Origin of the sequence: Novosphingobium percolationis (genome assembly GCF_020179425.1) — a bacterium.
In the GTDB taxonomy this organism is placed as follows: Bacteria; Pseudomonadota; Alphaproteobacteria; order Sphingomonadales; family Sphingomonadaceae; genus Novosphingobium; species Novosphingobium percolationis.
The window spans coordinates 1-255 of the sequence record NZ_JAILYM010000033.1 but is presented as its reverse complement, the minus strand read 5'-3'; the positions used below and the strand labels follow the sequence as shown (position 1 = coordinate 255).

Genomic DNA, 255 nt, shown 5'->3' with positions numbered 1-255 from the left:
CCCGTGCTGCATCATGTTGTTGATTATCGACACAGTCGTGTTTTCTGTGACGTTGGTCATGTCGCTCAGATATTTCTGGGTGACGCCGTCGCGGATCCACAGCACACGAAGGTAATACCAGAAGCCCATCTTTAGATCGTGCTTCGCCAGCATCGCATTGAGCAGGCGATCGAACCGCCGATGGCAGCGCCGGACCTGATAACCAAGGCTCCATTCCGGATTGAGCTGGGCGGGCCTGTTGGACAAATGCACTCT

General features: G+C 54.9%; 1 protein-coding gene. It reads right to left on the bottom strand.

Annotation, left to right across the window (positions count from 1 at the left end):
• Window positions 1-255: MarR family winged helix-turn-helix transcriptional regulator (locus K3A84_RS20285; RefSeq protein ID WP_449867102.1), on the bottom strand; the 255-nt coding region annotated here is incomplete at both ends.